Source organism: Rhodococcus sp. NPDC059179, assembly GCF_042754885.1.
GTDB lineage: Bacteria > Actinomycetota > Actinomycetes > Mycobacteriales > Mycobacteriaceae > Rhodococcus_G.
The window spans coordinates 81193-103750 of record NZ_JBHZBV010000009.1 but is presented as its reverse complement, the minus strand read 5'-3'; the positions used below and the strand labels follow the sequence as shown (position 1 = coordinate 103750).

The window sequence follows — 22558 nt, the reverse complement described above, 5'->3', positions numbered from 1 at the left end:
TGCCCGCGGCGATTCGCGCCGCGATCAGTGCCGAATTCACACCACATTCCGCGATCCCGAGGGCGGACACTCAGTCGGACGCGGGCGTGACCTGCACTTCGACAGTCCGCCCCGCCCGAACCAGCTGCACAGGGACCGGCTGGCCGACGGCCTGCTGGTGCACCGCGACCACCAGCTCGTCCGCGCTGGTCACGTCGCGATCGCCGACCTTGACGATGACATCGCCCTCGACGATCCCGGCCTGCTGCGCCGGCCCGCCCTCCTTGACGTTCGCCACCTCGGCGCCGCTGGTCTGCTCGTTGGTCACCGACCTCGCGTTCACCCCGATCTCGGGGTGGTGCATGGCGCCGGTGCGGATCAGCTCCTGTGCGACCGCGGTGACGTCGTCGACGGGGATCGCGAACCCGAGACCAACCGATCCCCCGCTCTCGCTGCGGATGGCGGAGTTGATCCCGATCACCCGGCCCTCCCGGTCCACCAGCGGACCGCCGGAATTGCCGGGATTGATCGCGGCATCGGTCTGGACCGCGTCGATCACCGCGTCGGTGTCGGTGCCCTCGCCGGTGAGCCGAACCGGGCGATGCAGCGCACTGACGATCCCGCTGGTGACCGTCCGGCTCAGGCCCAACGGTGAACCGACCGCCACCACGTCGTCACCGACCTTCAGGTCCGAGGATCGGCCGAGCTCGGCGACGGTCAGGTTGCCGACATCCACCTTGAGCACCGCGAGGTCGGTCTTCGTGTCGCGGCCAACGACACGCGCCGGAGCCTTGGTGCCGTCGGAGAACACGACGCGGAGCGTGGCGTCGTCCGGGTTCGTCGCGGCCATCGAGATCACGTGGTTGTTGGTGACGATGTACCCGGCGCCTTCGATGACCACGCCCGAGCCGGTGCCGGACTGCTCACCGAGGGCGACCTGGATGGACACCACCGACGGCAGCACCGCCTCGGCCACCTTCGCAACCTGACCGAGCTCGGTGGCGTCCCCGCTCGACTGGGTGAGCTCGACCCGCTGACTGGTCAGCGCGCCGACGTTCTCCGCGGTGACGCGCCCGATGATGCCGCCGACCAGGCCGATCGCCAGCGCGACGCCCGTCAGCGCGGCCAGCGCCCGGGGCGCGATGCGCTCGCCGAGCAGCACGTCGCGGACGCCGAGGGCGGGCGCGGGCAATTCCTCATCTGCCGGGGCGTCGAGGGCAGGGCCTCCGAGACGTGCGGGGGCGTCCGGATCCCGCCACGGGTCGGCCGGGACCTCCACGCCGGGCTCGTCGACCTCGCCCGCAGAGGGATCACGCTGGATCGAATCGGTTTCGCCTGCCGGTCGGCCGAACGCCTCGGCGAGCACCGGGTCGGGACTCCGAACGGCCACCTTGGGGTCGGCACCCCGGCCCGCGCCGGGCGCGAAGGAGGAATCGACGCCGTCAGGCCGACCGAACGCCGCCGCGGCCGCCGGGTCGACGGTGGGGCGGTACAGCGGTCGAGGCGTCAGGCGCGGCGGGGCCGTATCGCGTTCGGCTGCGCCGTCCGGCCGCGGGCCTGCGGCGGGCTGTGCGGGATCCGAGTTCACGCGGCTGTGTACCCCTCGTTGGCGTCAGTCACGGTTCCCAGTATCACCGACGCGGTGCCGGCTACCGCTTCCGACGCCAGGACGCGAACGTGTACGACGTCACCATCGCCGCGATCACGGCACCGGCCTTGCCGTCGGGACGCCGGAGTCCGGCCCGTTCCGCGAAGCGACGGCCGCGGTCGTCCCCCGAGGCGTCGACATCCGAGGGCGGGGTGCACATCGGGATCTGACTGAGCACGCCGAGAAGCGAACTGGGCATGCTGATCTCGGGCGCCTGGCGCAGCGCGCCGCGCGCGTGATGCTGGGCGTCGACCTCGGCCGCGCACTCCGGGCACATCGACAGGTGCTGCGAGGCCCGGAGGTAGGCGTTCATCTGCAGCTCGCCGTCGACGTACGCCGCGACCGCCTCGCTCGCCAAGTGCTCGGTCGAGCTGAACCGGCGCGGTTTCCGGGCCTGCGTCATCCAACCCTCCTGCACGGTCATGCGAATGTCATCTTCCCTGTCCCGGACACCGAAGTGAGGTACTCCTTCAGCGCCTGCCGACCACGGTGGATTCGGCTGCGCACGGTCCCGAGCTTGACTCCCAGTGTGGCACCGATCTCCTCGTACGACAGGCCTTCGACGTCACAGAGCACCACCGCGGCGCGGAATTCCGGTGCCAGCGAGTCAAGTGCGGACTGCAGCTCGGGATCGAGCCGGGCGTCGTGGTAGATCTGCTCCGGGTTGGGGCGATCGGAGGGCACTCGCTCGTAGTCCTCGGGCAGCGCCTCCATCTTGATCCGGTTGCGGCGCCGCACCATGTCGAGGAACAGATTCGTGGTGATCCGGTGCAGCCACCCCTCGAAGGTGCCTGCCTGATAGTTCGAGAGCGAGCGGAACACCCGGATGAAGGTCTCCTGGGTGAGGTCCTCGGCGTCCTGCGCGTTGCCCGAGAGCCGGTAGGCCAGCCGATATACCCGGTCGCCGTGCTCACGGACGAGTTCGTCCCATGAGGGCATGGTGGTCTGATCGCCGGTGGCGTCGAAGGCGGCGGTGCCGCTCAGATCTGCGGCGGCGGCGCCACCCGTGGACACCGACTCGGTGAACTCCGCGTCGAAGGCGGGAACGGCGTTGACCATCGAGATTGTGGAAACCTCCTGCTAAGGACAGCTGGTGAGTGAGCACAGACGATGCGAACAAAAGGCACAACCCCCGCGATGTCGGGTTTGTTCCCCCCGCCGGTTTCGTCCGATACCCCTTCCGGGCGGTCAGCGATCTCGTATGGACCCACCCTTTCCGATCCAAATGTGCGAGATGTGTGAGCAACCTGAGGTTCAGCTGAGAATCTGCGGGTCAGCGGCCAAGCTCACGTGCGCGCCTCGACTCCACCGCAGTGTGTCGGCTATAACCTCGGATCGTGCACAACAACGCCGAGCAGCTGCTGGCTCACACCGAGGAATCGGTCCTGGAAGACGCGATCCTCACGCTCGCGCGTGAACGGGCCGACGACCTCGGCGCGACCCCCGTTCCGCCATCGGTCGGCGCCCTGCTGAGCCTGTTCGCGCAGATGCTCGACGCGAAGACCGTGGTGGAGATCGGGACCGGCGCAGGCGTCAGCGGGCTGTGGCTGCTCGACGGCATGCGCGCGGACGGGGTGCTCACCACGATCGACACCGAACCCGAGCACCAGCGGGCCGCCAAGGACGCGTTCCGGTCAGGCGAGATCGCGCCCGGGCGCACCCGGCTGATCAACGGCTGGGGGCTGGACGTGCTGCCCCGCCTCGCCGACGCCGCCTACGACCTGGTGTTCGTCGACACCTCTCCCGCCGACCACCCGCAGTTCGTCGCCGAGGGCGTTCGGCTGCTCCGGCCAGGAGGGGTGATCGTCCTGCACAACGCGCTGCTCGGCGGTCGCGTCGCCGACCCCAACCAGCGCGACGCGACCACCCTCGCCGTCCGCTCGGCGGCCAGGGCGATCGCCGAGGACGACCGGTTGACGAAGGTGCTGCTGCCGGTCGGCGACGGTCTGCTCTGCGCGTCGCGCTCGGAGTAACCTCGGTCGGCCGCAGGCCATCTCGTCTCCGCGGTCGCCGGCGCTGCAGTCGGTGGGCTCAGATCCAGACGCCCTTGCCGATCGCGACGACGCCGCCGGGACTGACGGCGAACCGCTGGCGGTCGCGCTCGAGGTCGACGCCGATGATCTCGCCCTCGCCGACCACCACGTTCTTGTCCAGGATCGCGTGCCGCACCACCGCACCCTTGCCGACCCGCACGCCCGGCATCAGCACGCTGCCCTCGACGGTGGCGCCGTCGTCGACCATCACGTTGGAGCTGAGCACCGAGTTGCGGACCGTCGCGGCCGACAGGATGCAGCCGGATCCGACGATCGACTCCTGTGCGAGTCCGCCCTGCACGAACTTCGCGGGCGCCAGGTTCTCGGCGGCGCCGCGGATCGGCCAGCGCCGGTTGTACAGGTTGAACACCGGGTGCACCGACACCAGGTCCATGTGCGCGTCGTAGAAGGCGTCGATGGTGCCGACGTCGCGCCAGTAGCCGCGGTCACGGTCGGTCGCGCCGGGCACCACGTTGTCCTTGAAGTCGTAGACGTGCGCCGCGCCCTCCCTGACGAGTTTCGGGATGATGTCGCCGCCCATGTCGTGGTCGGAGTTCGAGTCCTCCGAGTCGGCGCGGATCGCGTCGACGAGCACCTTGGTGGTGAACACGTAGTTGCCCATCGACGCGAACGTCACGTTCGGGTCGTCGGGGGTGCCGGGCGGGTGCGCCGGCTTCTCCAGGAACTGGGTGATCTTCCCGGACTCGTCGGAGTCGATGCAGCCGAACGCGAACGCCTCGCTGCGCGGCACCCGGATCCCGGCGACGGTGACGCCCGCGCCGGACTCGATGTGGTGCTGGACCATCTGCTCCGGGTCCATCCGGTAGACATGGTCGGCACCGAACACGACGATGTATTCCGGATCCTCGTCGTAGACGAGGTTGAGCGACTGCAGGATCGCGTCGGCGCTGCCGGTGTACCAGCGCGGGCCGAGCCGCTGCTGTGCGGGGACCGGGGTGATGTACTCCCCGGCGAACCCCGACAGCCGCCACGTCTGGGAGATGTGCCGGTCGAGGGAATGCGACTTGTACTGGGTCAGCACACAGATCCGGAGGTAGCCGGCGTTGACCAGGTTGCTCAGCACGAAGTCGATCAGGCGGTAGGCCCCACCGAACGGCACCGCGGGCTTCGCCCGGTCAGCGGTCAACGGGTACAGACGTTTCCCTTCGCCTCCGGCGAGCACGATTCCGAGCACATGCGGCTGGCTCCTCACCCTGTCAACCTATCGGCCGCGCCTGACCCCCGCCAGCGGTGGCCCGAAGACGGCCCGGCGGCTACGTTTATCGCGTGCGGGTTGCGATGATGACCAGGGAGTACCCCCCGGAGATCTACGGTGGCGCGGGGGTCCACGTCACCGAGCTCGTCGCCCAGCTCGCCCGGCTCTGCGACGTCGAGGTGCACTGCATGGGCGAGCCCCGCGAGGGTGCGATCGTGCACCAGCCCGATCCCGCTCTGGCAGGCGCCAATCCCGCGATGACCATGCTGTCGGCGCAGCTGCGGATGGCGAACGCGGCTGGCGCGGCGGACGTGGTGCATTCGCACACCTGGTACACCGGCCTGGCCGGTCATCTCGCGGGCGAGCTGTACGGGCTACCGCACATCATGACCGCGCACTCGCTCGAGCCCCGACGCCCGTGGAAGGCCGAGCAGCTCGGCGGCGGGTACCGCATCTCCTCCTGGTCCGAGCGCAACGCGGCGGAGAACGCCGACGCCATCATCGCGGTCAGCGCGGGCATGCGGCTCGACGTGCTCGACGCCTATCCGTTCGTCAACCCGGATCGAGTGCACGTGGTGCGCAACGGGATTGACACCGACGTTTGGTACCCGGATTTCGGCGGCGAACGCCCGGCGTCGGTGTTGCGCGATCTGGGTGTCGACCCGGCCGCGCCGATCGCGGCATTTGTCGGCCGGATCACCCGGCAGAAGGGCGTCGGCCACCTGATCGCCGCAGCCCACGACTTCGACCCCGACGTGCAGCTGGTGCTGTGCGCAGGCGCGCCCGACACGCCCGAGATCGCAGAGGAAACCGAGCGCGCGGTGGCGAAACTGTCCGAGGCGCGGGGCAACGTGTTCTGGGTCAGGGAGATGCTGCCCACCGCTCAGGTTCGGGAGATTCTCTCCGCGGCAACGGTGTTCGTGTGTCCCTCGGTGTACGAGCCGCTCGGCATCGTGAACCTGGAGGCGATGGCCACCGAGACCGCGGTGGTGGCCTCCGATGTCGGCGGCATTCCCGAGGTGGTCGAGGACGGCGTCACCGGGCACCTGGTGCACTACAACTCCTACGAGCCGGAGGCGTTCGAACACGCGCTGGCGGCGGCGGTCAACGCGATCACCGCCGACCGAGCGGGCGCGTCCGCGATGGGCCGGGCGGGCCGGGCGAGGGCGATCGCGCACTTCTCCTGGGGTGAGATCGCCCGGCAGACCCTCGCGGTCTACGAGGCCGCGGTCGAGGGGTACAACGGTCGTCAGCCCGCGGCCGGAATCGGCCGGTAGCTGCTGATCGTGACGGACGCCGTCACCGTCGAGTGCTCGGCCAACCCGGCGATGCGCTGCGCCCTGGCCTCGTCCCCGAGGTGCCGGGCGGACGGGCCCATCGCGATCAGGCTGTCGACGTCGGTGCGCGAGAGGGTCATCGGGTATTCGACGCCGACCCGGTCCACCCGCTCGAAATGCCCGGACATGGTGGCGCCAAGGCGCACCGTCTTGTTCTCGTCCACCCGAACGAGTCCAAGCAGGTCCACGATCTCACGCAGGTGCCGGTCCGTCGGGGTGAGCACCACCAGCGTGCCGTCCGGCCGCAGCACCCGGCGCAGCTCCGCGGCGTTGCGGGGGGCGAAGATCGACAGCACGTGGCTGAGGGCGTGCCCGCGGACCGGGAGCTGGGTCCAGATGTCGGCGACCACCGACGCCGCCCGCGGATGGCTGCGGGCGAGCCATCGCGCGGCGGCCTTCGACACGTCCACGCCGATCCCCTGCGCGGCCGGCAGCGCGTCGAGGACGGCGGCGAGGTAGTGGCCGGTGCCCGCGCCGACCTCGAGCACCGCCGGGTCGTGCGGGGCCGCGGCGACGCAGGCGCGGGCCACCGCGTCCATCAGCGGGTCGAAATGGTGGCCGTCGAGGAATCGGGCACGGGCCGCGATCATCTCGGCACTGTCGCCGGTGAACTTCGCGGACCCGGACAGCAGGCTGACATAGCCCTGCCGGGCGACGTCGAAGCTGTGTCCCCGGCCGCACAGCAGGGTGCGGTCGGCAACGTCGAGGTCCCCGCCGCAGTGCGGGCAGGCGAGCAGCCCGACGACATCGGCCAGCATCGGTCCACCTCTCTCGATCGATCGCACCGCAAAGACCCCGCGAGCCGAGGTGGCAAGCGGGGCCATATGCCTGAAGGCTCGCGTCCGACGCTGTCCGTCGAACCGAACCTTTCCAGGAGCTAGCTGGTGACGCCCTTCAGCTCGTCTCCGAGCGCGGCGGCTTCTTCCGGGGTCAGCTCGACGACGAGCCGACCTCCACCCTCGAGCGGAACCCGCATGACGATTCCTCGCCCTTCCTTGGTGGCTTCGAGGGGACCGTCACCGGTCCGGGGCTTCATGGCCGCCATTACCTGCTCCCTCCAGATCTGCGCTGACAAGCTCTGCGCCTAGGCTTACCGTCGGTTCCCCGACAGCTGTTGTCGGGGATCACATGTGCCATTCTTCCCTATTGCAAGGATTGCCGGGAACCTGAGTCTCTTTTCCGTTCGATTGTGGACCGGAATCCGGGCTCAGCGGCGCGCCTGAACCCAGCAATCGAGCAGGTGATCGTCGACCATCCCGGTGGCCTGCATCAGGGCATATGCCGTGGTCGGACCCACAAACTTGAATCCTCGACGCTTGAGTTCCTTGGCCATCGCGGTCGACTCCGCCGTCACCGCAGGCACCTCGTCGACGGTGCGCAATCGTCTCGGGCGTGGCTGCGGAGCGAATGACCAGAGCAGCGCGTCGAGATCGGTGTCGGTCATCGCGAGCACCGCCCCCGCGTTGGCGATGCAGGCCTCGATCTTCGCCCGATTGCGGACGATTCCCGGGTCGGCCAGCAACCGCTCGACGTCCTCTGGGCCGAAAGCCGCCACCGCGTCGACGTCGAAGCCCGCGAACGCCGACCGGAACGCTTCCCGTTTGCGGAGCACCGTGATCCAGGCCAACCCTGCCTGGAAGGCCTCGAGGCACAGTCGCTCGAAGAGTTCGTCCCGACCGCGTAAGGGCGTTCCCCACTCCTGGTCGTGATAGTCGCGGTAGATCCGCGAGCCCGACCCGTCCACCGCCCACGGGCACCGTATCCGGCCGTCGTCCTGCGGGTCCGCGCTCATCACTTCTCCGGCCCGGCGGCCGGCTCCTTGCTCAGGCTCGCCAATTCGCTCCGCAGGGAATCGATCTCGCGGCCCAACCGATCCAGCGCCCAATCCACCTCGGAGGCCTTGTATCCGCGGACGGTCTGCTGGAACCGCAACGCCCGCACGTCGGCACCGGTGACGTCGCTCGCGGGGAGCATGGTGGCCGTCGTCCCCGGCGGCAGCGGGGCCATCTCCTCGCCGCGCCCGAAAACCGCCGAGGCGACCAGGAACAACAGCCCGCCGACCAGCGCCATGATCAGCAGATAGAGCAGCACCGTGAACATGCCCCGATCCTGTCACGGCGGTCCGACACGCACTCCTACGGCCTGAGCGTGTTCATCGGCGGTCGATCCGTCAGCGACACCTCCGTGGTCACCGGCACGAACGAATCGCCGTCGGCCAGGAACTGTGTCAGCCCGGCTCCGGAATCCTCGATACCGCACCGACGGAGCATGGTGCCGATGATCTGCCTGCTCATCACCCCGAGCTCGACCAGCGGCCGGTTGCGGTGCTTGCGCACACCCAGGTTCACCTGGCCGATGGCGCCGAGCCCGAGCCGGTCGTACGTGTCGAGCAACAGCCCGATCTCCACCCCGTAGCCGGGCGCGAACGGGACCGCGGACAACAGCTCCCTGGTCCCGGCGTACTCACCGCCGAGGGGCTGCAGCACCGAGGTCAGCTCGGGCCGCATCGCCGCCAGCAGCGGCCGCGCGACCAGTTCGGTGACCCGCCCGCCTCCGTTCGCGTCCTCGGTCCCGCTGACCCGCAGCGGCCGCCGGTAGTACCCCTTCACCAGGTGGATGCCCTCGACGGTGAGCAGCGGCCCCAGCAGCTTCGGCACGAACTCCGGGTCGGGGTTGATCAGGTCGGAATCGACGAAGGCGATCAGGTCACCGGTGCTCGCGGCGATCGAGCGCCACAGCACCTCGCCCTTGCCCGGCACCGGCGCGAGCCCAGGCACCGCCTGCTCGCGGCTCACCACGGTGGCGCCCGCGGCCGCCGCCCGGTCAGCGGTCTCGTCGGTCGAGCCGGAGTCGAGCACGATCAACTCGTCCACCAGGCTGCCGAGCAGCGGATGGATGGTGTCCACGACCGCGGACACGGTCTTCTCCTCGTTCAGCGCGGGCAGCACCACCGACACCGTCCGGCCTGCCTTCGCCGCGACCAGATCCGCGACGCTCCAGGAGGGGTGATCCCAGCTGTTGGCCTCCGACCACACGCGGACCGCGCTCGCCGTGCTCATGCCAGCCCCCGCACGGTGCGGGCCGGGGCCCTGGTGCCGACGATGGCCGCGACCATGTCGACCACCCGGCGTGTCGACGCGACCTCGTGAACCCGGAAAACGCGGGCGCCCTGCGCGGCCGCCAATGCTGTCGCTGCCAATGTGCCCTCCAACCGCTCGGCGAGTTCCACCCCTAGAGTCTCCCCGATAAAGTCCTTGTTGCTCAGCGCCATCAGGACCGGCCACCCGGTGTTTACGAGATCGTCCACTCGACGCAACAACTCGAGCCCGTGGAAGGTGTTCTTGCCGAAATCGTGGGTCGGATCGATGAGGATCCCGTCGACGGGCACCCCGAGATCTCGCGCTCGCACGGCCGCCGACACCACGTCGTCGACCACGTCCGCGACCACGTCGGCGTAGCGCACCCGGTGCGGCCGGGTACGGGGCACGGCGCCGCCGGTGTGCGAGCAGACGTATCCGGCGCCCAGTTCGGCCGCGACCTCGACCAGCGTCGGATCGGCGCCCGCCCAGGTGTCGTTGACCAGGTCCGCGCCCGCGCCACAGGCCAGCCGGGCCACCGGGCCGCGCCAGGTGTCGACGGAGATCAGCAGGTCCGGGTACTCGCCCCGGATCGCCTCCACGAACGGCACCACCCGGCGGATCTCCTCGGCCTCGCCAACCTCGTCCCCCGGGCCCGCCTTGACACCACCGATGTCGACCAGGTCCGCGCCCTCGGCGACCGCGCGGTGCACGGCCGCCATGGCTGCCTCGTCGGTGAACGTCGCGCCCCGGTCGTAGAACGAGTCCGGGGTGCGGTTAACGATGGCCATCACCAGCGCCCGATCGGTCGCCACCGGCTTGCCGCACAGGGTCGGCGAAGGCGAGGGCACCGCGTCAGGTCGCTTCGCGGCTGGTTCGGTCATGGCTTGAGGGTAACGACGCTCACGGCGCGCAGGCGTCGAGCGCCTCGTCGACCGCAGCGGTCACCAGCAGGCGGTCGAGTGCCCGCTCCTGCACGAAGCCTCCGTCGAGCAGCCCCTCGAGCCAGCTCAGCAGCCCGGAGTAGTGGCCGACCGGGTCGAGCAGGACCACCGGCTTGGCGTGCATGCCCAGGTAGCCCGCGGTCCAGGTCTCGAAGAGTTCCTCGAGCGTGCCGATCCCCCCTGGCAACGTGATGAAGGCGTCGGCCAGGTCCTCCATGATCTGCTTACGCTGACGCATCGTGTCGGTGACGATCAGTTCGTCGGCGTCGGTATCGGCAACCTCCCTGTGCACCAATGCCTTCGGGATGACTCCGATGGTCCAGGCACCGGCGTCGCGGGCGGCCCTGGCCACCGCGCCCATCATCGAGACGTTGCCACCGCCCGAGACCAACCGCAGCCCGCGGCGGCCGATCTCGGTGCCCAGTTCCGTCGCGAGGGCGAGGTACGAATCGTCGACCGGCCCGGAGGCGCAGTACACGCAGATCGTGCGCGCGGAGCTCACCACTCCTCCTCGGTGCCCATCAGCTCGGCGGCGTCGACGCCGTGCTGCGACTCGACGACGATCCGCACGGCCTCCTCGACGCTGTCGGTCACGTGGATCAGCTCCACATCGCCTTCGGAGATCTTGCCGCTGGCCAGCTGAGTGCCCCTGATCCACTCGACAAGGCCCGACCAGTACTCGGTGCCGAACAGCACGATCGGGAAGCGGGTGACCTTGCGGGTCTGCACCAGGGTCAGCGCCTCGAACAGCTCATCGAGGGTGCCGAAACCACCGGGCAGGCAGATGAAGGCCTGCGAGTACTTCACGAACATCGTCTTGCGGGCGAAGAAGTAGCGGAAGTTGATGCCGAGGTCGACCCACTCGTTGAGGCCCTGCTCGAACGGCAACTCGATGCCCAGTCCGATGGAGTACCCGCCCGATTCGCTTGCGCCGCGGTTCGCGGCCTCCATCACGCCGGGGCCGCCGCCTGTGATGACCGCGTACCCGGCCTCGGCGAGCGCCGCGCCGAGCGCGCGGCCCGCGATGTATTCGGGATGGTCGGAACCGGTTCGCGCGGAGCCGAACACCGTCACCGCCCTCGGCACCTCTGCCAGCGCGCCGAAGCCCTCGACGAACTCGCTCTGGATCCGCAGCACCCGCCACGGGTCGGTGTGCACCCAGTCGGTCGGCCCGCGCTGATCGAGCAGTCGCTGATCGGTGGTGGTCGCTTCCGCCTTGCGGTCGCGGCGCAACAGGATCGGGCCGCGGTGCTTGACCGAGGCGCTGCCCCGCTTCGAGGTGTTCTGCTTCGCGGCCCGGCCGGGCGTCTTGTCGGGTGCCATGCGAGCAAGGCTATCCCGACCCGGGTGACCCAATTCACTCGGTAATTGCCAGGGCAAGAAATTGCAAAGCAGTTTAGCCTTCGCTAACTTCTTGTTCGCGGCGGCAATGAAATGCCCCGCCTGCCTCGGTTGTCCGAGTTGCTGGTCGAGATTCCTTGTGAGGGGATTGCATTGAGTGTGAAGAACCTGCCCGTGCTGCGCGTCGGAAGCGTCGCGGCCGCTGCGGCGGTGGCGATCGGTTTGATGTCGGGCGGTGCGGCGCATGCCGACACCTTCGTCCCGCTGCCGGACGGACAGAAGGCCGGTCCGGGTGCGGTCGTCTCCCGCACCGGCGAGAGCGCCCTGATCTCGCCGTCGCTGGCAGCCAACGGCGCGGGCCGCGTGGCGTGGGTCTCCGGCACCGTGACCGCGGACGTCACCGGTGTCACCGGCGAGACCGAGGCGGGCCCGGCGAACGGCGCCAAGAACAGCCCCGGCACCAACAACTCGTCGACACACGGGGTCTCCCGGATCAGCACCGGCTACATCGTCGGCTGCCAGGTCGACATCACCGGTCTCGGTGGCTCCATCGGCGGCGGCATCAGCCTGGACGGTCCGTCGATGTCGGGTTCGCTGACCGTCCCGCTCGCCGCGGGCCAGGTCAAGTTCGTCGGCGTGAGCGGCAAGGACATCAAGAAGAACGGCAAGTACTCGGTGCAGTACCAGGACACCCAGCTGGAGATCCAGAACTGCGGCGGCTACGCCCAGGCCCGCGCCTACACCGTGGTCGAGATCGTCGGCAACGACTACGCCAAGACCACCCTGTACGGCCAGCCCTTCAGCATCGGCTAGTCGCGGCTGCGCCGCCCGTGCGCGAATTTCACCCCCGCTGGGGTACCGATCGCGCACAGTCCACACTTGAACTTGAAACCTGAACCCTCAGAGGGGAATTCATGAACGCCAGCAAGACCGGCCTGCGTCGCGGGCTGCAGATCGCCGCCGTCGGCGCCACCGCCGCGGTCGCGGTCGGCTTCCTGTCCGCGGGCGCCGCGAACGCCGACACCTTCACCGCGCTGCCGGACGGGAGCATCAGCAAGACGCTCGCCGACGGCACCGTCGTCACGATCACCCGGACCGGCGAGACCGCCAACGTCTCGCCGTCGATGGGCGCGACCCCGCTGCACCGCAACGTGTGGGTCTCGGGCAAGGTCGCCGCCGAGGTCACCGGACCGAACGCCAAGGGCGGCAGCATCACCGCGGGCTACGTCGTGGCCTGCCAGCTGACCCTCGGCGGCAAGGGCGGTGCCGACACCGGGATGTCCTCCAACTGGGAGGGCGAGGCCGTCAAGCAGACGGCAAAGGGCTCCGGCAACGTCAGCATCGGCCCCGGCCAGGCCAAGAACATCCGGCTCCTCGACCTGGAGCGGGAGGACAGCTACGGCAACGAGGCCCACTCCGGCGCACACTCGTTCAAGGGCAAGTCCGGCTCGGTCACCTACGCCGACTCCACGATCGGCGTCGAGGGCTGCGCGGGCTACGCGCAGGCCCGCTCCTACGCCACCGTCTCGGTGAGCACCGACAACGTCACCAGCAGCACGACCCTCTGGGGTCAGCCGTTCAGCATCGGCTGACCCCGCAAGGACGTCCGGCCCCCACCCCGACCGCCGGGGTGGGGGCCGGCCGCGTTCGGCGCTCGGTCACGCGTTGGGTAACGGACCGTCCGGCGGTGCGATTGACTGGACAGGTGGCGCACGATCGAAGGAGGGCTGCGATGGTGAGGATCGCCCGAAGCTCGAGCGTCCTGCTCCTGACGGTCGCGGGATTTCTCAGTGTCTCGGGTACGGCCGCTGCCGATGAGGGCCGCTACAACTACGTGACGCTGGGCGATGCGTGGTCGGCCGCGGAGGGCATCGCCTGCGGCGGACGCGTGTACGGCGGTGCCGTGTACTCAGAAACCATTCAGCCCGGGCCAGGGGCCGACCGCGTTGACCACCGCGGTTGGGTCCTCTTTTCGGTGGGCGCCGCGTTTGTCGGCCTCTCCGCCGCGCCGGGAGTGCACTGCTCGGCGGCCGCCACCATTTCCTGGCGCAATCTGGACACCGGCGCCGCGGGGTCTTGGACGTCCGACGTGAACGGTTCGCTACCGCCCTTCCTCGGCACCGGCGCCTCCACGGAGATCTTCACCGGTTCCGGCCGGGTCGAGGCGAGGCTCACCACCAACCGTCCGCACCTGCCGTCGGTCACCGGCTTCACGGTGTTCTGAGGCGTAGCCCGAACCTGCTTCAGGCGCTCAGATAGCCGCGCAACACCCGGGTCACATCGGTGATCTGCGAGGTCGGCACGTGCTCGTCCCGCTTGTGCGCGAGGTTCGGGTCGCCGGGCCCGTAGTTGACGGCCGGAATGCCGAGCGCCGAGAACCGGGAGACGTCGGTCCAGCCGTACTTCGCGCGGAACTGGCCGCCCGCCGCCTCGATCAGCGCGGCGGCGGCGGGCGCGCCGAGACCGGGCAGCGCCCCGGCGGAGCTGTCGGTCACCTCGAAGCCGAGGCCGAGGCCGTCCACCACCTCCCGCACGTGCGCGATCGCCTGGTCCACACTGCGGTCGGGCGCGAACCGGAAGTTCACGTCGAGCTCGGCGGCGTCGGGCACCACGTTCCCCGCCACTCCCCCGGCGATGCGAACCGCGGACAGCCCCTCGCGGTAGACGCAGCCGTCGATGTCCACCGAGCGCGGCTCGTAGTCGGTCAGCCGGGCCAGCAACGGCGCGAACTTGTGGATCGCGTTGTCCCCCAGCCAGGATCGCGCCGAGTGGGCGCGGGTGCCGGAGGTCGACAGCCGCACCCGGAGGGTGCCCTGGCAGCCCGCCTCGATGAACCCGCCGGACGGCTCGCCGAGCACCGCGACGTCGGCCTGCAGCCACTGCGGCAGCTCACGCTCGATCCGGCCGAGTCCGTTGTGCACGGCCGCGATCTCCTCGCAGTCGTAGAACACCAGCGTCAGGTCGTGCGCGAGATCGGAGATCGTCGCGGCCAGGTGCAGGAAGACCGCGTCGCCGGACTTCATGTCGACGGTGCCGCAGCCGTGCAGCAGCTCGCCCTGCTCGGGGTCGACGGTGCGAGTGCTTGGCACGTTGTCGGCGATCGGGACCGTGTCTAGGTGACCTGCCAGCATCACCCGGCTCGGCAGCCCGCGGTCGGTGCGGGCGAGGACCGCGTTGCCGTTGCGGATCACCTCGAAGCCGGTGGTCTGCTCGCGCAGCGCCGCCTCGACGGCGTCGGCGATCAGCGCCTCGTCGTGGGACACACTCGGGATGTCGACGAGGGCGGCGGTCAGCTCGATCGGATCGGCGTGCAGGTCCAGGCGCGGCGTCGGGGTCACCAGACCAGGTTAGGCGGCTGCGCCGCCCGTGCGTGGTTGACGGGCCCCCGGACCCGTCAACCGCGCACGGGTGCTACGCGCCTATCTCGTAGATGTCGCCGTCGAACCCGGCCCGGAAGAGCCGGCCGGCGGAGAACCCGGAGCCGCCGCTGCCGAAGGTCAGCACGCTGGACCCCTGCAAGCCGCCTGCGAGGGCGCAGTACCGGTTGTGCCCGTCCACCCGCAGGATCTCGCCGCTGATGTCGGTTGGCACGATCGGGCGGCCCAGCGCGTCCAGCACCAGCCCGTCCGGCGCGACGAACATGTCGGCACCGCCGAAGTCGACCAGCGACTCCGGCGCCGCCGGGTTCGCCAGCGGGATCCGGCTCACCCCCGGGTTGACGAAGGTGCGCGAGACGTAGAGGTAGCGATCGTCGGCGCTGAGCGCGGCACCGTTGGCGCTGGGCAGCACCGCCCAGTCGGGCTGGACGACACCGTTCGGCAGCACCCGCCCGACCAGCGACGCGAGATCGTTGGTGGCGTACACGGTGCCGTCACGGGTCACCGCCAGACCATTCGCCGCCGAGAGCCCGGACGCGAACGGTGCCACCGCACCGGTCCCGACGTCGATCTTGACGATGCCCGCCGGCCGCGCGACGTCGCCGACGAACACCCGGGCGTCGCCGTAACCGACCAGCAACCCGCCGTCCGGCGCGAACGCGAGACCGCCACCCATCGGGCCCGGCACGGTCGCGAACGGCACCGCAGGGGCACCGGGCCGGTCGATCCGGAGCACCCGGTTGCTGCGCAGGTCCGTGACGTAGAGCCGGCCCGCGCCGTCGACGGCGGCGCCCTCGATGGCGGCGCCAGGCGCCCGCCCGACCAGTACCGGGGCCCGACCGGCATCGGGGCAGATCGGCGCGGCGCCAGCCTGCGGCGTGGACAGCAGCGAGACGGTGGCGGCCAGCGCGGCGCCGGCGGCGGCGATCCTGGCCGGGCGAGCGAATCTCATTCCACGCATGCGTCCCCACATCCAATCGGCTGGTACGACGGGCCCTGCCGACAGCCTTCCACGGATGCGCGCGGGTGAAGGCTCGATTACTCCTGCCGGTATCCTGACTGCCCGTGAGCATTCAGGGAGCATCGGCAGTCGGTATCGCAAACGTGACCACGGGCGGGGTAGTCCTCGACACCTGGTACCCGGAGCCCACGCTGGGCGAATACCCGCAGGCAGGCACCGCCGTGCTCGAGGGCTCCGACGTCCCGGCCGAGCTCGCCGCGCTCGTCGGCGACGACGAGGCGCGCGGCGTCCGCACCGTCGCGGTGCGCACCACCATCGCCGACCTGGCCGCAGCGCCGCTCGACGCGCACGACGCCTACCTGCGTCTGCACCTGATCTCGCACCGCCTCGTCCAGCCGCACGGCGCCAACCTCGACGGCGTCTTCGGTCTGCTCGCCAACGTGGTGTGGACCAACTTCGGGCCCTGCGCGGTCGACGGCTTCGAGGTGGTCCGGGCCAAGCTGCGGGCCCGCGGCCAGGTCACGGTGTACGGCATCGACAAGTTCCCGCGCCTGGTCGACTACGTGGTCCCGTCCGGCGTCCGGATCGCCGACGCCGACCGCGTCCGCCTCGGCGCGCACCTGGCCAGCGGCACCACCGTCATGCACGAGGGCTTCGTGAACTTCAACGCGGGCACCCTCGGCAACTCGATGGTCGAGGGCCGCATCTCCGCTGGCGTCGTCGTCGACGACGGCTCCGATGTCGGCGGCGGCGCCTCGATCATGGGCACCCTCTCCGGCGGCGGCAAGGAGGTCATCTCGGTGGGCAAGCGCTGCCTGCTCGGCGCGAACTCCGGCCTCGGCATCTCGCTCGGCGACGACTGCGTGGTCGAGGCGGGCCTCTACATCACCGCGGGCACCAAGGTCTCCGGGCCGGACGGCACGGTGATCAAGGCCAAGGAACTCAACGGCAAGTCCAACATCCTGTTCCGCCGCAACTCGGTGTCCGGCGCCGTCGAGGTGACGCCGTGGAAGGGCACCGGCGTCGAGCTCAACGCGGCACTGCACGCGAACGACTGAACGAAGTACTGAAGTGACGACGAACGACCCGGCATCGAACGCGACCGAAACTCTCGCCGAACAGGGCGACACCTCACACCTGGGGCACGGACTCAAGGTCCGTCACCTGACGATGATGGGCCTCGGTTCCGCGATCGGCGCCGGGTTGTTCCTCGGCACCGGGGTCGGGATCGCAAAAGCCGGCCCGGCCGTGCTGATCTCGTACATCATCGCCGGCATCATCGTGGTCTTCGTGATGCGGATGCTCGGCGAGATGGGCGCCGCGATCCCGGCCAGTGGCTCGTTCAGCCACTACGCGCGCATCGGCATCGGCGAGTGGGCCGGCTTCACGATGGGCTGGCTGTATTGGTTCATGCTCATCATGGTGCTCGGCGCCGAGATCACCGGGGCCTCGGCGATCGTGCACGGCTGGCTGCCGGGCGTGCCGCAGTGGGTGGTGGCGCTGGTCTTCGTCACCTTCTTCGCGGTGGTGAACCTGGCCAAGGTGAGCAACTTCGGCGAGTTCGAGTTCTGGTTCGCCGCAATCAAGGTCGCGGTCATCGTCGCTTTCCTGGTGATCGGCGTGCTGCTGGTGTTCGGGCTGCTGCCGGACACCGACCCGGTCGGATTCACCAACCTGCTCGGCCAGGGCGGTTTCATGCCGAACGGCTTGGCGGGCATCGCGGCAGGCCTGCTCGTGGTGGCGTTCGCGTTCGGCGGCATCGAGATCGTCACGATCGCGGCGGCCGAGTCGAAGGACCCCGAGCACTCCATCGCCGCGGCCGTGCGCAGCGTGGTGTGGCGGATCAGCCTGTTCTACATCGGGTCGATCGCGATCATGGTGCTGGTGCTGCCGTGGACCTCGCCGCAGTTGCAGAGCGGCCCGTTCGTGGCGGTGCTGAACCAGGCGCACATCCCGTACGTGGCAGGCCTGATGGAACTTGTCGTGGTGGTGGCCCTGCTCTCGGCCTTCAACGCGAACGTCTACGGCACCTCCCGGATGGCCTACTCGCTCGCCCGCCGCGGCGACGGGCCCGCGCTGCTCGCCTCCCTGTCCAAGACGGGGGTGCCGACCAACGCGGTGCTGTTGTCGGTGTTCTTCGGCTTCGTCAGCGTGCTGCTGAACTGGCTGCTGCCCGACTCGTTGCTGTCGATCCTGCTGAACGCGGTCGGCGCTGCGCTGCTGGTGATCTGGATCTTCATCGTGGTCTCGCAGCTGCGGCTGCGCCCGCAACTCGAGGCCGAGGGCAGGCTCAGCATCCGGATGTGGGGCTTCCCCTACCTGAGCTGGGTGACGCTCGCCGCGCTCGGCGGCCTGATCCTGCTGATGCTGACGGACGCGGATGCGCGCAAACAGCTGATCTCCACGGCGGTGCTGTTCGCGGTCATCGCGGGGCTGTCGGCGCTCAACGCGCGGCGGCGACGTCGCGAGGCGGCACGCTAGCATCGATCGTCGTGACCGACACCGCCGTGGCCGACCGAAGGCAGTCCGACCCATCTGACCCCGTCCCGCTATCCGGCCGGGACGCGGCCCGGATCCGGATCGTCGCCGGGGTCGCGTCGGTGCTTGCGGTCCTGGCCGCGGTGTCGGTGCCGTTCCTGCCGGTACAGCAGCAGACCGCGACGCTGTCCTGGCCGCAGGCGGACTCGCTCGCCAGCATCGACTCACCCCTGGTGTCGTACGCGCCGCTCGAAGTCGACGTTTCGATCCCCGCCGCCGCGGCGCAACAGTTGTCCACCACCGGGGGCGTCGTGATCTCGACCGCCCCGGTCGGCGCGGCCGACGCGGCCCGCTACGGCCTCGTCGCCCGGGTGAACCCCGGCACCGATGATGCGCCCGCTCGGCTCGATGTCACGGCGCGCGACCAGCACCTGCTCTCGATCCCGGTCGACGATCTCGCCGGCCGTTCGGTCACCGTCACGTCGAACCCGGAGCGGACCACGACCACGGTGACGGGCAGCGACCCGACCACACTCGACGGCGACTTCCGGCCGCAGATGGTCGGCGTGTTCACCGAACTCCAGGGCCCGAGCCCGGCCGGTCTCACGGTGAACGCGGACATCGACACCCGGTTCTCGTCCTCGCCGTCGGCGATCAAGCTCGTCGCGATGATCGTCGCGGTGCTGGCGACAGCGGTTGCACTCGTCGCGTTGCACCGGATCGACAACCTCGACGGCCGGCGGTCCCGCCGGTTCCTGCCTGCGCGCTGGTGGAAGCTCGCCCCGATCGACGTCGTGGTGATCGGGACCCTCGTGCTGTGGCATTTCATCGGCTCCACCACGTCGGACGACGGCTACCAGTTCACCATGGCCAGGGCGTCCCTCGAGTCGGGCTACATGGCCAACTACTTCCGCTGGTTCGGGGTGCCCGAGGCGCCGTTCGGCACCCCGTACTACGACCTGCTGGCGCTGATGACGACGGTGTCCACCGCCAGCCCGTGGGTCCGGTTGCCCGCCTTGATCGCGGGCATCGTCTGCTGGCTGGTGATCAGCCGCGAGGTGGCCCCGCGACTGGGCGTCGCGGTGGGCAGGAATCGGCTGGCGCTGTGGACCGGCGGCCTGGTGTTCCTCGCCTTCTGGCTGCCGTACAACAACGGTCTGCGTCCCGAGCCGATCGTCGCCGCGGGCGTGCTGCTGACGTGGTGCTCGGTCGAACGCGCCATCGCCACCCGACGCCTGCTCCCCGCCGCCGTCGCGGTGCTGGTCGGCGCGCTCACGGTGACCGTCGGACCTTCCGGGATCATCTGCTTCGGTGCGCTGATCGCGGGCGCGCGGCCGGTCCTGCAGATCGTCTCGTGCCGCGCCAAGACCGTCGGCTACGTCGCCGCCGTCGGCCCGATCGTGGCCGCAGGCCTGGCCATTCTCGTCGCGGCGTTCGCCGACCAGACGCTCGCCGCCGTCGTCGAGATGCAACGCGTGCACGCGATTCCGCCGTCGACGGCATGGTTCGAGGAGTACAAGCGCTACGAATGGCTGTTCAACATCAACGCCGACGGGTCCCTGGCCCGACGGTTCGGGGTGTTCGTGATGGTCCTCTCGATCGTCACCAGCCTGCTGGTGATGCTGCGGCGCGGAGGGCGGATCCCGGGAACCGCATCTGGCCCGTCACGACGGATCATCGGCATCACCGCCGCCGCGATGGTGCTGATGATGTTCACCCCCACGAAGTGGACGCACCATTTCGGGGTGTTCGCCGGGCTGGCTGGTTCGCTCGCCGTCCTGACCGCCGTCGCGGTGGGCCCACTGGTGCTTCGGTCGCGGCGCAACCGGGCGCTGTTTGCCGCCGCCGTGCTGTTCCTCCTCGCGCTCGCGTTCACCAGCAGCAACAGCTGGTGGTACGTGTCGAGGTTCGGAATCCCGTGGTGGGACAAGCCGGTGATGATCGCCGGTTTCGGTGCGGGCACCATCCTCCTCGGTCTGACCGGGGTGACGCTGCTCGTCGCCGGGTGGTGCTTCCTTCGGGAACCCCACGAGGACACGTCCGCTCGGCCGGGCAGGCTGTGGTCGATTCCCCCGCTGACGGTCGCTGCCGCAGCCATGGTCGCGTTCTTCGTGCTCTCGATGACCAAGGGGGCCGTTGCCCAGTACCCGTCGTTCTCGCTGGCGAAGTCGAACCTCGGGGCCCTCGCCGGACATTCGTGCGGCCTGGCTGAGGATGTGCTCGTCGAGACCGACACCAATGCGTCCATGCTGCGCCCTCTCACCGCCGCGCCCGCGAACGCGCTCGGCGCGCAGAACGTCGGATTCACCCCGAACGGGGTGGCCGCTGACCTGACCGCCGACGAGGAGGCCTCGTCCGAAGGCATGGCGACGTCCCTCGACAATGAGGACGCCAAGGCCAGCGACGCGGCGGGCACCGCAGGCGGCCAGGGCGCTGTCGGCATCAACGGGAGCACCGTGGCCCTGCCGTTCGGTCTCGACCCGGCGACCACCCCCGTGCTGGGCACCTACGGAGCCAATGAACCTGCGGGGCTGACCTCGGACTGGTACGCGCTTCCGGCCGGGGGCGACCTCGTCTCGATGTCCGTTGCCGGACAGGTCTACTCGGTCGACGCGGACAGCATCGCCACCCCCGGCGCCCGGGTCGAACTCGACTACGGTGTCCACGGCGGCGACGGAACCGTTCAGAAGCTGGGCAGTGCGCTACCCATCGACATCGGCCCCGCTCCCTCGTGGCGAAACCTCCGGGTTCCGCTCGACGAGCTTCCCGCGGAGGCGAACGCCGTTCGGATCGTCGTCGAGGACACCGACACCCGACCCGACCAGTGGCTGGCGGTCACACCGCCGCGGGTCCCGCAGACTCGAACACTCGACGACGTGATCGGATCGCAGACACCGACGATGATCGATTGGGCTGTGGCCCTGCAGTTCCCGTGCCAGCAGCCGTTCAACCATCGACTCGGCGTGGCCGAGATCCCGGAATACCGCATCCTCCCTGACCGCCCGGCCGCGGTGATGACGAGCCTGTGGCAGGACCACTTCGGCGGCGGCCCTCTCGGCTGGATCGACCTCACCGCGACCGGCCGCACCCTCCCGACCTACCTCGACGGCGACTGGGGCCGCGACTGGGGCACCCTCGAGAAGTACTCCCGCATCGACCCGAATGCCGTACCGGCGCAGCTCGACACCGACACTGTGCGACGCTCGGGCACCTGGAGTCCTGGGGCGATCAATATCGCGTGGTGAGCCGGACCGGGTTGCGCGCGACCGCGACCGGCCATTAGAACCTGTTACAACTTCCGCCGGTTCGACGTAGTGTCGGCTGGTCCGATCCGTGCCGCCGAACAGGAGACACCCGTGAGCTTCATCCTCGTCGAGAGGCCCCGCGCGAACGTGGCCCTGGTGACGCTGAACCGGCCCGAGCGGATGAACGCGATGGCGTTCGACGTGATGGTTCCGCTCAAGGAATCCCTCGAGGCGATCAGCAACGACAACTCGGTGCGCGCCGTCGTCCTCACCGGCGCCGGTCGCGGCTTCTGCTCGGGCGCCGACCAGGCCTCCGCGGGCAGTCCCCCGCACATCGACGGGCTGACCCGGCCGTCGATCGCGTTGCGGGCGATGGAGATCCTCGACGACGTGGTGCTGGCGATCCGCCGGATGCACCAGCCGGTGATCGCGGCGGTCAACGGCGCCGCGATCGGTGGCGGCTTCTGCCTGTCGCTGGCCGCGGACATCCGACTGGCCTCCACCGACGCGTACTTCCGCGCGGCGGGCATCAACAACGGGCTGACCGCGAGCGAACTGGGGCTGAGCTACCTGCTGCCGCGCGCGATCGGGTCCTCCCGGGCCTTCGAGATCATGCTGTCCGGCCGCGACATCGACGCCGAGGAGGCCGAGCGGATCGGCCTGGTCTCGCGCCTCGTCCCCGGCGCCGACCTGCTCGAGGAGTCATTCACCCTGGCGGAGCGGATCGCGGCCTTCTCCCGGCCCGGCGTCGAGCTGACCAAGCGCACCCTCTGGTCGAGCCTGGACGCCTCCTCGATGGCACAGCACATGAACCAGGAAGGTCTGGGCCAGTTGATGATCCGGCTGATGACCGACAACTTCGAGGAGGCCGCCCTGGCCCGGCGGGAGAATCGCGAGCCGGTGTTCCGGGACAGCAAGTAGG

The 22558-nt window shown here is 69.8% G+C and carries 23 protein-coding genes; 9 read left to right on the top strand and 14 right to left on the bottom strand.

All coding sequences use genetic code 11. The annotated features are described in order from the left end of the window. Nucleotides 1-70: 70 nt before the first annotated feature. The 3 genes from ACFXMV_RS17465 to sigE all read right to left on the bottom strand — a co-directional run bounded on the left by ACFXMV_RS17465 (nt 71) and on the right by sigE (nt 2686). Entirely contained in the window at nt 71-1567 is a 1497-nt protein-coding gene (locus ACFXMV_RS17465) for a trypsin-like peptidase domain-containing protein (protein ID WP_378498168.1), read from the bottom strand. Nucleotides 1568-1628: 61 nt separating this feature from the next. Further along, nucleotides 1629-2030 carry a zf-HC2 domain-containing protein gene (locus ACFXMV_RS17460; RefSeq protein ID WP_378498192.1) on the bottom strand — a complete coding sequence of 134 codons (402 nt, stop codon included), beginning with the start codon at nt 2028-2030 and terminating at the stop codon, nt 1629-1631. A gap of 17 nt (nt 2031-2047) precedes the next feature. Beyond that, a complete protein-coding gene (gene sigE / locus ACFXMV_RS17455) occupies nt 2048-2686 on the bottom strand; it encodes an RNA polymerase sigma factor SigE (RefSeq protein WP_378498167.1) in 639 nt (212 codons plus the stop codon). A 278-nt stretch (nt 2687-2964) separates the two neighbouring features. On the opposite strand from sigE, the gene ACFXMV_RS17450 reads away from it, so the two are divergent. Beyond that, nucleotides 2965-3600, top strand: a complete 636-nt coding sequence (locus ACFXMV_RS17450) for an O-methyltransferase (protein WP_378498166.1) — start codon at nt 2965-2967, stop codon at nt 3598-3600. 58 nt (nt 3601-3658) lie between these two features. Here ACFXMV_RS17450 and glgC read toward each other — a convergent pair whose 3' ends face one another. After that, the gene (glgC, locus tag ACFXMV_RS17445) at nt 3659-4873 is read right to left on the bottom strand and encodes a glucose-1-phosphate adenylyltransferase (protein ID WP_378498165.1); all 1215 of its coding nucleotides are present in this window, start codon (nt 4871-4873) and stop codon (nt 3659-3661) included. A gap of 74 nt (nt 4874-4947) precedes the next feature. Between glgC and glgA the strand changes: the two genes are divergently transcribed. Beyond that, nucleotides 4948-6153, top strand: a complete 1206-nt coding sequence (gene glgA / locus ACFXMV_RS17440; protein WP_378498164.1) for a glycogen synthase — start codon at nt 4948-4950, stop codon at nt 6151-6153. Here the strand turns inward: glgA and ACFXMV_RS17435 are convergent. From ACFXMV_RS17435 to ACFXMV_RS17400, 8 genes are all read right to left on the bottom strand, one after another. Beyond that, nucleotides 6126-6971: a putative RNA methyltransferase gene (locus tag ACFXMV_RS17435; RefSeq protein ID WP_378498163.1), complete on the bottom strand. Its 846-nt coding sequence runs from the start codon at nt 6969-6971 to the stop codon at nt 6126-6128. The two genes, glgA and ACFXMV_RS17435, sit on opposite strands and share 28 nt — an antisense overlap. 119 nt (nt 6972-7090) lie before the next feature. Beyond that, a complete protein-coding gene (locus ACFXMV_RS17430) occupies nt 7091-7258 on the bottom strand; it encodes a DUF3117 domain-containing protein (RefSeq protein ID WP_003931055.1) in 168 nt (55 codons plus the stop codon). A gap of 162 nt (nt 7259-7420) precedes the next feature. Continuing rightward, a complete protein-coding gene (locus tag ACFXMV_RS17425; protein ID WP_378498162.1) occupies nt 7421-8005 on the bottom strand; it encodes a DNA-3-methyladenine glycosylase I in 585 nt (194 codons plus the stop codon). Continuing rightward, entirely contained in the window at nt 8005-8313 is a 309-nt protein-coding gene (locus ACFXMV_RS17420) for a DivIVA domain-containing protein (protein WP_378498161.1), read from the bottom strand. Before ACFXMV_RS17420 ends, ACFXMV_RS17425 begins: the two co-directional genes overlap by 1 nt. 35 nt (nt 8314-8348) lie before the next feature. Further along, nucleotides 8349-9272, bottom strand: coding sequence for a glucosyl-3-phosphoglycerate synthase (locus ACFXMV_RS17415; RefSeq protein ID WP_378498160.1), 924 nt, complete (start codon nt 9270-9272; stop codon nt 8349-8351). Continuing rightward, a complete protein-coding gene (folP, locus tag ACFXMV_RS17410; protein ID WP_378498159.1) occupies nt 9269-10174 on the bottom strand; it encodes a dihydropteroate synthase in 906 nt (301 codons plus the stop codon). Before folP ends, ACFXMV_RS17415 begins: the two co-directional genes overlap by 4 nt. Before the next feature lie 19 nt (nt 10175-10193). Continuing rightward, nucleotides 10194-10736, bottom strand: coding sequence for a TIGR00730 family Rossman fold protein (locus tag ACFXMV_RS17405; RefSeq protein ID WP_378503194.1), 543 nt, complete (start codon nt 10734-10736; stop codon nt 10194-10196). Further along, on the bottom strand, nt 10733-11557 hold the full coding sequence (locus ACFXMV_RS17400; protein WP_378498157.1) for a TIGR00730 family Rossman fold protein: 825 nt from the start codon (nt 11555-11557) through the stop codon (nt 10733-10735). The genes ACFXMV_RS17405 and ACFXMV_RS17400 overlap by 4 nt, the downstream gene beginning before the upstream one ends. 171 nt (nt 11558-11728) lie before the next feature. Here ACFXMV_RS17400 and ACFXMV_RS17395 point away from each other — a divergent pair, with 171 nt between their 5' ends. The 3 genes from ACFXMV_RS17395 (at nt 11729) to ACFXMV_RS17385 (ending at nt 13799) form a co-directional block, all read left to right on the top strand. Next, complete coding sequence (locus tag ACFXMV_RS17395) at nt 11729-12388, top strand: MspA family porin (protein ID WP_378498156.1); 660 nt, start codon at nt 11729-11731, stop codon at nt 12386-12388. Between the two features lie 101 nt (nt 12389-12489). After that, nucleotides 12490-13167: an MspA family porin gene (locus ACFXMV_RS17390; protein ID WP_378498155.1), complete on the top strand. Its 678-nt coding sequence runs from the start codon at nt 12490-12492 to the stop codon at nt 13165-13167. Between the two features lie 140 nt (nt 13168-13307). Next, a complete protein-coding gene (locus ACFXMV_RS17385; RefSeq protein ID WP_378500117.1) occupies nt 13308-13799 on the top strand; it encodes a hypothetical protein in 492 nt (163 codons plus the stop codon). A gap of 19 nt (nt 13800-13818) precedes the next feature. Here ACFXMV_RS17385 and dapE read toward each other — a convergent pair whose 3' ends face one another. Continuing rightward, entirely contained in the window at nt 13819-14913 is a 1095-nt protein-coding gene (dapE, locus tag ACFXMV_RS17380; protein WP_378500118.1) for a succinyl-diaminopimelate desuccinylase, read from the bottom strand. A 73-nt stretch (nt 14914-14986) separates the two neighbouring features. Next, nucleotides 14987-15913 (bottom strand): SMP-30/gluconolactonase/LRE family protein, encoded by a 927-nt coding sequence (locus ACFXMV_RS17375; RefSeq protein WP_378500119.1) that lies wholly within the window; start codon nt 15911-15913, stop codon nt 14987-14989. 104 nt (nt 15914-16017) lie between these two features. Between ACFXMV_RS17375 and dapD the strand changes: the two genes are divergently transcribed. The 4 genes from dapD to ACFXMV_RS17355 all read left to right on the top strand — a co-directional run bounded on the left by dapD (nt 16018) and on the right by ACFXMV_RS17355 (nt 22557). Next, nucleotides 16018-16971: a 2,3,4,5-tetrahydropyridine-2,6-dicarboxylate N-succinyltransferase gene (gene dapD, locus ACFXMV_RS17370; RefSeq protein WP_378500120.1), complete on the top strand. Its 954-nt coding sequence runs from the start codon at nt 16018-16020 to the stop codon at nt 16969-16971. A 112-nt stretch (nt 16972-17083) separates the two neighbouring features. Further along, entirely contained in the window at nt 17084-18394 is a 1311-nt protein-coding gene (locus ACFXMV_RS17365) for an amino acid permease (RefSeq protein ID WP_378500123.1), read from the top strand. An 11-nt stretch (nt 18395-18405) separates the two neighbouring features. After that, nucleotides 18406-21636: an arabinosyltransferase domain-containing protein gene (locus ACFXMV_RS17360; protein ID WP_378500121.1), complete on the top strand. Its 3231-nt coding sequence runs from the start codon at nt 18406-18408 to the stop codon at nt 21634-21636. 111 nt (nt 21637-21747) lie between these two features. Next, nucleotides 21748-22557, top strand: a complete 810-nt coding sequence (locus ACFXMV_RS17355) for an enoyl-CoA hydratase (RefSeq protein WP_378503195.1) — start codon at nt 21748-21750, stop codon at nt 22555-22557. Nucleotide 22558 lies beyond the last annotated feature (1 nt).

Coding starts and splice junctions, on each gene's coding strand:
- ACFXMV_RS17460 (WP_378498192.1), bottom strand. CDS start 2,030: ATGACGCAGGCCCGGAAACCGCGCCGGTTCAGCTCGACCGAGCACTTG.
- sigE (WP_378498167.1), bottom strand. CDS start 2,686: ATGGTCAACGCCGTTCCCGCCTTCGACGCGGAGTTCACCGAGTCGGTG.
- ACFXMV_RS17435 (WP_378498163.1), bottom strand. CDS start 6,971: ATGCTGGCCGATGTCGTCGGGCTGCTCGCCTGCCCGCACTGCGGCGGG.
- ACFXMV_RS17430 (WP_003931055.1), bottom strand. CDS start 7,258: ATGGCGGCCATGAAGCCCCGGACCGGTGACGGTCCCCTCGAAGCCACC.
- ACFXMV_RS17425 (WP_378498162.1), bottom strand. CDS start 8,005: ATGAGCGCGGACCCGCAGGACGACGGCCGGATACGGTGCCCGTGGGCG.
- ACFXMV_RS17420 (WP_378498161.1), bottom strand. CDS start 8,313: ATGTTCACGGTGCTGCTCTATCTGCTGATCATGGCGCTGGTCGGCGGG.
- ACFXMV_RS17415 (WP_378498160.1), bottom strand. CDS start 9,272: ATGAGCACGGCGAGCGCGGTCCGCGTGTGGTCGGAGGCCAACAGCTGG.
- folP (WP_378498159.1), bottom strand. CDS start 10,174: ATGACCGAACCAGCCGCGAAGCGACCTGACGCGGTGCCCTCGCCTTCG.
- ACFXMV_RS17400 (WP_378498157.1), bottom strand. CDS start 11,557: ATGGCACCCGACAAGACGCCCGGCCGGGCCGCGAAGCAGAACACCTCG.
- ACFXMV_RS17390 (WP_378498155.1), top strand. CDS start 12,490: ATGAACGCCAGCAAGACCGGCCTGCGTCGCGGGCTGCAGATCGCCGCC.
- ACFXMV_RS17385 (WP_378500117.1), top strand. CDS start 13,308: ATGGTGAGGATCGCCCGAAGCTCGAGCGTCCTGCTCCTGACGGTCGCG.
- ACFXMV_RS17375 (WP_378500119.1), bottom strand. CDS start 15,913: ATGCGTGGAATGAGATTCGCTCGCCCGGCCAGGATCGCCGCCGCCGGC.
- ACFXMV_RS17365 (WP_378500123.1), top strand. CDS start 17,084: ATGATGGGCCTCGGTTCCGCGATCGGCGCCGGGTTGTTCCTCGGCACC.